General features: G+C 57.9%; 11 protein-coding genes. 1 reads left to right on the forward strand and 10 read right to left on the reverse strand.

The features are described from left to right. The 8 genes from EOA60_RS12515 to sctL form a co-directional block, all read right to left on the reverse strand. On the reverse strand, nt 1-124 hold a 124-nt coding region (locus EOA60_RS12515), incomplete at its 3' end, for an EscU/YscU/HrcU family type III secretion system export apparatus switch protein (protein WP_206628131.1). Next, a complete protein-coding gene (gene sctT, locus EOA60_RS12520; protein ID WP_091595845.1) occupies nt 121-939 on the reverse strand; it encodes a type III secretion system export apparatus subunit SctT in 819 nt (272 codons plus the stop codon). The genes sctT and EOA60_RS12515, both read right to left, overlap by 4 nt. Before the next feature lie 8 nt (nt 940-947). Next, nucleotides 948-1,196, reverse strand: coding sequence for an EscS/YscS/HrcS family type III secretion system export apparatus protein (locus EOA60_RS12525; RefSeq protein ID WP_081714428.1), 249 nt, complete (start codon nt 1,194-1,196; stop codon nt 948-950). A 29-nt stretch (nt 1,197-1,225) separates the two neighbouring features. Further along, complete coding sequence (gene sctR / locus EOA60_RS12530) at nt 1,226-1,891, reverse strand: type III secretion system export apparatus subunit SctR (RefSeq protein WP_029354851.1); 666 nt, start codon at nt 1,889-1,891, stop codon at nt 1,226-1,228. Then, the gene (gene sctQ / locus EOA60_RS12535; RefSeq protein WP_187331393.1) at nt 1,884-2,912 is read right to left on the reverse strand and encodes a type III secretion system cytoplasmic ring protein SctQ; all 1,029 of its coding nucleotides are present in this window, start codon (nt 2,910-2,912) and stop codon (nt 1,884-1,886) included. The genes sctR and sctQ overlap by 8 nt, the downstream gene beginning before the upstream one ends. 89 nt (nt 2,913-3,001) lie before the next feature. Beyond that, entirely contained in the window at nt 3,002-3,514 is a 513-nt protein-coding gene (locus EOA60_RS12540; RefSeq protein WP_091595843.1) for a hypothetical protein, read from the reverse strand. Next, nucleotides 3,490-4,848 (reverse strand): type III secretion system ATPase SctN, encoded by a 1,359-nt coding sequence (gene sctN, locus EOA60_RS12545; RefSeq protein WP_024505372.1) that lies wholly within the window; start codon nt 4,846-4,848, stop codon nt 3,490-3,492. Before sctN ends, EOA60_RS12540 begins: the two co-directional genes overlap by 25 nt. Beyond that, nucleotides 4,845-5,468, reverse strand: a complete 624-nt coding sequence (gene sctL, locus EOA60_RS12550; RefSeq protein WP_091595841.1) for a type III secretion system stator protein SctL — start codon at nt 5,466-5,468, stop codon at nt 4,845-4,847. The genes sctN and sctL overlap by 4 nt, the downstream gene beginning before the upstream one ends. Before the next feature lie 170 nt (nt 5,469-5,638). Between sctL and EOA60_RS39695 the strand changes: the two genes are divergently transcribed. Continuing rightward, on the forward strand, nt 5,639-5,860 hold the full coding sequence (locus EOA60_RS39695; RefSeq protein WP_029354860.1) for a hypothetical protein: 222 nt from the start codon (nt 5,639-5,641) through the stop codon (nt 5,858-5,860). Nucleotides 5,861-6,104: 244 nt separating this feature from the next. Here the strand turns inward: EOA60_RS39695 and sctJ are convergent, their stop codons facing one another. Beyond that, nucleotides 6,105-6,968, reverse strand: a complete 864-nt coding sequence (sctJ, locus tag EOA60_RS12560) for a type III secretion inner membrane ring lipoprotein SctJ (RefSeq protein ID WP_091595839.1) — start codon at nt 6,966-6,968, stop codon at nt 6,105-6,107. Between the two features lie 9 nt (nt 6,969-6,977). Continuing rightward, a partial coding sequence (locus EOA60_RS12565; RefSeq protein WP_245502551.1) for a nodulation protein NolB occupies nt 6,978-7,203 on the reverse strand: 226 nt, incomplete at its 5' end.

Consider the following 7,203-nt stretch of genomic DNA (forward strand, 5'->3'; position numbering starts at 1 on the left):
GCCCAGCGCAAGTCCCGACCGCGCGGACGAAATCGGAGCTACGTGGCAGCTGTCCTTTTTTGCGCGCTTCACTTAACTTCTTCGGGCTGGCGGCGTGTGTCTTCTCTTCACTTGTGTCGCTCATGGCAGCAATTTGTCGAACCACTCCAGCGCGCCGTTGGCTTGTGTGACCTCCAGTTTCATGCTCTCCACCAGATAGGCAGCGTAGGTGACCATGAGAACTGGAAAGACAATGTTCTTGATTGCCGGAGACAGTTGGCTCGCCTTAAATTGCGGGGCAAAGCGACGCAGCAGCATCATCGATATATCAATCAGTATCAGGAAGAACACGACAGGCCCCGATACCAATAATGCCGTGCGCATTATGCGGTCGAGAAGCCCCAACAACTCCATTGCTCCTGGCCCGCTCAGTGTCGGGTGAAACTGATACACCGGCCAGATCAAGTAGCTGCGGTACAGGACACTGATCAAAGTTTCCAGGCCTCCTGATCCGACGAATATGGCAATCGCAGTGATCCCCAGAAAAACGCCCATCGCGGAAGCCTGACTGTTCGTCGCGGGATCGGCCGAAGCGGTCGGGCTGCTGATGCCGCGTTGGTTGTCGATAAGCTCCCCGGCAGCCTGAAGGCCCCAAAGCGGAATGCCAAGAAAAGTGCCAAGGAGTACACCGACAAAAACTTCCTTGAATCCGAGCAGGGTTAGCTGGATCAGGCGTGTATCAGAATCCAGCGCCGGCAATCCGCCGCTGACGTGTGCCAGGCATGGTAGTGCGAAGCCAACAGCCAAACAGCCCCGGATCAGCCCACTGATCTGCGAGCGTGTGAATACGGGAAAGATCAGCATGATGCCCATCGCGCGGGCTGCCCCAAGACCTGCCGCAACGACGAGTTCGAGAGCCGTCTGGATCAGAATTTGAATATCGGCCGATGGCGCGTCCATGGGGCGGACTAGTAGCTAAGTGTCATTGCGGGAAACTCGGTGAAGATCTGATCGGCTAGCTCTATGAGCGGGGCGCTTAGCACAGGAGCAAACAGCCCAATCACCGCGACAACGACCAGAAGCTTCACGGTGAGCGGCAAGCTTTCATCCTGGATCTGCGTCGCCGCCTGGAGGATGCCGATGACGAGGCCGACAACCACTGATGCAATGAGCGGCGGTAGAATCCAGATCATGAAAACCACCAGTGATTGGCTCATAAGAGTAATGATGCTGGATTCAGTGATGATCAGCCTCCCGGTAACGTATAACTCAGCACAAGCCCATGCATCAATTTTGACCAACCATCAATGGCAACAAACAAAAAGATCTTGAACGGGACAGATATAACAGTTGGTGAGACCATCGACATACCCATTGCCATCAAGATAGTTGTCACTATCAGATCTATAACAATAAAAGGCAGATAAAGTAGAAATCCTATCTCAAATCCGCGCTTCAATTCTGATAGCAAGAAAGACGGTACAAGTATTGCAAAGTCATCAGGCGTGGCTGCAGCGTGCATTTCCTCTGGCCAGACCTTTTCTGTCGAAGATAGGAAAAATCGCCGCTGCTCTTCATTTGTGAATTTCTTGAGATGCTCGCGCAAGGGCTCACTTCCGGCTTTAGCGGCGCTTACCCAGTCGTCGAATGTCTGATAGTGGAGCTTGGGATCCGACATGCGGTCATAGGTCTGCTCAGCAACGGGCGCACTAACGAACATAGTGAGGATCATCGCCGCGGCGTACAGCACCACATTGGGTGGTATGGTCTGGGTCCCGAGCGCATTGCGGACGAGGAAAAGAACAATTGATACCTTTACAAAGGCCGTTGTCGTGGCAACTGCTAAAACCAGCAGACCGAGTCCGGCGGTAACCGCAAGAAGCGCCAGGATTGTCGGCTGAGCTTCACTCATTGCATGCAAACCCGCCACGGAGCCTGATGCCCAGCTCTTCTCCGATGCGGACAATGTCGCCACGCCCGATACGCTGACCATTGGCCACTATGTCGACCGGGCCGTCGATCGGCCATCCAAGTTCAAAAATATGCCCTTCGCCGGCACTTCTTAATTCCCCAAGAGAAATAGGCCAGCGGCCGCATTCAAAGACAAGCACGATCTCGACATCGTCGAGATCCTTAGTAAGCTCCAGTTGCGATCCGGGTTGTGTCATATGCGCATTCTCCAAAGGACACGGTCGCGGGCGGAAAGGCCCCCGCAAGATTAATTCATCGCCGTCAAGATCCGCCCCGGCGCACAACTGGCCGACAGCTAGGGTGATCTGGCCGCGGCCGAACGGCGCAATATCGGGCAACAATGCATCACCGACACATGCGCTTCGAAGAAGCGCCGCAGGAAGGCGAAGCGTGCCGACCTCTCCTGCAACAATGAGCGGGAGCTCTGGAGGCAGCCCGCCCAGCTGCCGCGGCAACTGGGCAAGCAGTTCGCCTAGCGCGCGAAACGCAGGCGGTACTAAGCCGTCAAGAGGCGTGAACAGGAATAGACGGCCCTTGCCCTTGACCGCGCCGAAAATGATGTCGAGTTCAAGATGAGGAGCCAGCATCGTGGCTTCGCATACGCGCACGAGTTGCACGTTCAGACGCGTCGTCTCCTCCAGTCGAGTGACAAGCGGCTCAAGAGCGAGTTCGAGAATAAGCGAAGCAGTTGGCTCGGAAGGGAAGGCCAAGCCGTTCTGCACTGTCGTGATGAACTCCTCTACGAGCGGGCGCGACAGCGACAAGATGACCGTTTCGGCTCCCACTCTCCAGACGCAGTCAAGCATCGGAATGGCAGCAGGTTCCTGCTGCCAGACAAGCCCTGCCGTTCGCACCGATAGCGGCACCTCGTTGATCCGGCTTTGAAACGGCGTGCGGGGCGCTGCTGTATCATTGAGCCACGAGACAACCGTGCGGGACAGTTTCAGAACTGGTTCGAACATGGCGGGTGTGACCGCAGCGGCTATCAAAGACTGCACGGTCGTGTCATTCGGACGACCTCTTGCGACTGTCGGATCCGGTTGCGCGGCATTTAGGCAAGCGACCCCCTCGCATATTTCAGCAGTATCTCGTCGTCGGCCTCGATCTCGGCTGCGGCCTCCGAATGAGTCTCGACGGCGCGCCGCACGTCGTCCTCGATTTGTTGCCATTTGTCCCTTGCCGCCGAACATATGACCCATAGCTCCCTCGTCCTGGACGCCGCCATCTCAGCCTCCTCTTGAGCGATTTGGGCATCATCAAGCATCTGCCGTCTGGAAGTGATCTCAGCGGCAAGCTGTTCAGTGTGAAGGCGGTGACGGTCGAGCGCTGCGCTAGACAAGTTGTCGAGTGACATCAGATGCTGATAGAGCGCTGCTTCTGTTCTTGAACAATGTTGCTGTATCATTGCAAGCTCCCTAGCGGCATTTTGTACGGCTGAGGCGGCCACATCGCGCTGGGCTTCCTTCTTGGACAGCTCGCCAAGGGCACGACGCTCTTGCATTTCCTTCAGAAGCCGTAACCTCGAAGACTGAACCCAGTTCACGCGGTCAGACGCGACATCCATGCGACCGTCTCCTCGAAATCTGACGCGTCATCTTCGCTCTGGCGCAGAAACTCCCTCAGTTCGTCGATTGACGCGACGGCCCGGTCAGTCAGGGGATCTCCACCTGGCTTGTATTCGCCAACATTGATCAAGAACTCGGTCTCGGCATAGCGCGATAGGAGCTCGCGGAAAATGGATGCTGCCTTGCGATGTGTCCCCGAAACGACTGCATCCATGACGCGGCTGCGACTCTGCAGCACATCAATAGCGGGGAAATGCGATCGCGCCGCAATAGCGCGTGAGAGGATGACATGGCCATCGAGAATACCACGCGATTCCTCGGCGATTGGATCACCCGTGCCATCACCCTCTACAAGCACCGTATAGAAGGCCGTGATTGAGCCCCGCTCACCCATGCCGGCGCGCTCGAGCAGGCCTGGCAGCATGCCAAAAACGGAAGGAGGAAAGCCCCGTCGCGTCGGCGGCTCACCCGCAGCAAGGCCTATTTCGCGCATAGCGCGGCAGAAGCGCGTCAGCGAATCCAGCATGAGAGCAACGCGTAGGCCCTGATCGCGAAAATATTCCGCGAGCGCAGTCGCCATTGGAGCGCATTGCGCACGCTCCACCGCCGAGCGGTCGGAGGTTTCAACCACGACGACCGTACGGAGAAGGCCCTCTTCACCAAGATTCCTTTCGATGAATTCACGAACTTCCCGTCCACGTTCGCCTATGAGCGCCACTATGACGACGTCAGCGGCGGCACCCTTTACGATCTGTGACAACAGCGTCGACTTGCCACCACCTGGCTCGCCATAAATCCCGATCCGCTGGCCCTCGCCGCACGTCAGCAGACCATCGAGGACACGGACCCCAAGCGGGAATGGCCGCTCAATCATGCGCCTCGTCATCGGATTGGGGGCTCTGCCATGCAGGGGCCGAGTTTCGACGGTCTTGATTTCGCCTTTGCCGTCCAATGGGCGGCAACGACTGTCGATCACGCGACCGAGCAAATCGCCGCCGACGGGCACCTCACGCATTCGGCCAGTGGCCACGACCTCTGCGCGGCTGGATAGGCCCACCAAGTCCCCGATCGGTGTCAGCAATACACCATCACCCGACAGGCCGATCACCTCGGCCTCGAGCGACAGCCCGGTTCGCGGGTCCTCTAGGAGGCAAAGTTCCCCAATACGAGTATCTGGCAAGACGGCATGAACCAGTGTGCCGATAGCCCGCGTGATCCGACCGCGCACCGCACGCGTGTCAATTCGCTTGGCCGCAGCCCTCAAAGACGAGATTGCTGGAACGAGAGCTCGAGTGTCGGCGTCAGCGTTATGTTCTGGGACGGGCTTTCTCATAGCTCGCCTTTTTCACATAGCGTCCCGAAACCAAGGCGCAGCGCGCGCATCTGGGCGTCAAGTCCCAGGTCGACATTGCCGTACTCGCTCCACAGCACGCACCGTTGCGGCGACAACGTCGGGTCGGGCTCGATCCGCACCCTTGGTCGACCATCCTGGCCGTCGCATCGAGCAAACTCTCGTGCAAGCATGTCGACTTGCATGGGAGAAACATGAAGGCAAACTTCGGCGCCGCTGTATTGACACTCTATGGCGTGACGAACAGCCCTCACCAGTAGCTCGCCCGGATCGAAAGCGCCGATAAGATCGCTCAATATTTCCATCACGAGCTGCGGCAATTCCTGCTCCAGAGCCGCCTTTCGTCGCGCGATTTCGGAGATTGTCTCCGCAATCAGCCCTGCCATCTCCTCGGTGCCTGCATTCGAGCCCTCCATGTGGCCGCGCACCCACGCCCGCTGGTAAACGGCGCGTGCCCAGTTTCGAACGCGCTGCCGATGCCGTTCTGCCGCGGCAAGCGCTTGCGCGGCGCTGTGCCAGGTTTCGAGCTCGCTCGCGGGTATCAGTGGTCCGATTGGACGCATCTGCGGCGCTATTGGCCCCTCGGAAAGTTCGGCTGTCATTTCACCGGGGTCTCTGTCTCAAAATGAGCTAGTACAAGTGAAAGCAATTGGCCGGCGGCGGTCCAATGCTCAGGTGCTGGAGTCTCCGCGGCAGTCCCCTCGGGCAACCGAAGAAGCACGCGGTTACGCTCGGTCGCTGAACTGTCCTGGAGCCAAGCCCCAAGACATGCATGTCCATCGTATTCGATTTGCTGAGCGAGTTTTTCTGGGTCCGCGATCAGTCTGTTCTCAACGGCATGCAGCAGGTGTCGGATTCCGAATGCGTGTGCATCCACGCCGATGCGTTTAACAAGGATGGCAAGCTCAGGCTGAGAGACAAACGCGACCAGCGAACGGGCATGCCAGATACTACCAGCAAGAAGGGCAGCTCGATATGGATCGTGCCCGCGTAGAAGGTCCGGCCTGCAGCCGATGTGGTTCAGATCCACGTCATAGTTGCCCAGCAATTCTGCCAGCCTTGGATGCAGTCTGGAACACTTCTGCAACTTCACTAACGTTTCTGCCGATAACGCTGGATCAAGACGCGCCGCTAGACGGGTCGGATGGGCCGAAGCCGCAAGCTCGCTCGCGCCCGGAAAACGCAATTGGTGCGGACCATCAGGTCGGGCGGTCTGTATAGGCATTGGCAATGAGATGTCACCCACGTCCAATTGCAGGCATTCTTTTGCGAATGGCCTCGACAGCAGAAGCATCCCGGCGCCCCTCGACCTTGGAAACGCCGGTTGATTGCTTGCGCCGACGCGTAGCAACGCTGACCAAGAGATAACAGGCCACTGCGAATACGGCTGCGGCAAAACCTGTCACGGTCGCCAGAATTGGCGCAGGAAGAGGTGTTGATGCTTGTGGCAAAACAGCAGTCGGATCGGGCCGTTGCTCGTGTGCGGACCGTTCTACCGGCACCAAAACCACTTCCACCTTATCGTAGGACAAGCCTTCGATGCTGTCGGCTACCAGCATCTTTATCTTTGGCAGCAGAGCCGCGACATTTGTTTTGGCGTCGTGCCTGATAAACACCGCGGCCGAGGATGGCGTGGCGCCGGCTCGCACAAGGTCGTTATGCGGCAGCACGACGTGAACACGTACAGAAAAAACGCCATCGATATCGCTGATCGTCCGCGACAACTCTTCGCTCAGGGCATACACGTAACGGGCACGCTCCTCGGTCGGCGAGGCAATCAGGCCTGATCCTTGGAATATCTCACCGAGGTTCTTGAAGGATTGGCGCGGCAACCCCTTGGCGTTCAGAAGGTTGATTGAGAAGGCGAGCAGCTTTTCGTCAACCTGGATCGTGCTGGTCCCATCCTTGGCGACCACCCGGATCGCGGCGACCCCGTTGTCTTCAAGAAGTGCGAGCATTTCATTTGCCTCACGCTCTTGCAATTGCGTGTAGAGGTCGGTTTTGCAAGCACTGAGGGCGACGAGAACTAGCAGCATGACAAGTCTAACCGACCGCCACCCTGACAGGCCACGCATGATTTCGCCCTCGGCCAAGCCAATCATGCGCGCGGTTCAGCCTTCCTTCAAAAGTTTATTCACGGATGATGTGACGCCGCTGACGCCTGAGGAGATAAGCGCCACCTGGGTGACGCCGTTGTAAACATCCCGAAGACCAGCCATCATCGTTTCGAAGTCTTGCCCTTGTTGAGGAATGCCCGAGATTCCGGTTCCCGCCTCACCTGCGACGGGAAGCTTCTGCGCCGGTCCCGGTAGAGCGCCCTTCGAAAGGGCTATGTCA

The organism is Mesorhizobium sp. M1A.F.Ca.IN.020.06.1.1, assembly GCF_004023265.1.
Taxonomy (GTDB): Bacteria; Pseudomonadota; Alphaproteobacteria; order Rhizobiales; family Rhizobiaceae; genus Mesorhizobium.

Bases quoted from the DNA above. Each gene is read 5' to 3' on its own strand.
- EOA60_RS12540 (WP_091595843.1), bottom strand. From the start codon at position 3,514: ATGGATGTCGCGTCTGACCGCGTGAACTGGGTTCAGTCTTCGAGGTTA.
- sctQ (WP_187331393.1), bottom strand. From the start codon at position 2,912: ATGTTCGAACCAGTTCTGAAACTGTCCCGCACGGTTGTCTCGTGGCTC.
- sctJ (WP_091595839.1), bottom strand. From the start codon at position 6,968: ATGATTGGCTTGGCCGAGGGCGAAATCATGCGTGGCCTGTCAGGGTGG.
- sctN (WP_024505372.1), bottom strand. From the start codon at position 4,848: ATGAGAAAGCCCGTCCCAGAACATAACGCTGACGCCGACACTCGAGCT.
- sctR (WP_029354851.1), bottom strand. From the start codon at position 1,891: ATGAGTGAAGCTCAGCCGACAATCCTGGCGCTTCTTGCGGTTACCGCC.
- sctT (WP_091595845.1), bottom strand. From the start codon at position 939: ATGGACGCGCCATCGGCCGATATTCAAATTCTGATCCAGACGGCTCTC.
- sctL (WP_091595841.1), bottom strand. From the start codon at position 5,468: ATGACAGCCGAACTTTCCGAGGGGCCAATAGCGCCGCAGATGCGTCCA.
- EOA60_RS12525 (WP_081714428.1), bottom strand. From the start codon at position 1,196: ATGAGCCAATCACTGGTGGTTTTCATGATCTGGATTCTACCGCCGCTC.
- EOA60_RS39695 (WP_029354860.1), top strand. From the start codon at position 5,639: ATGTCCATCGTATTCGATTTGCTGAGCGAGTTTTTCTGGGTCCGCGAT.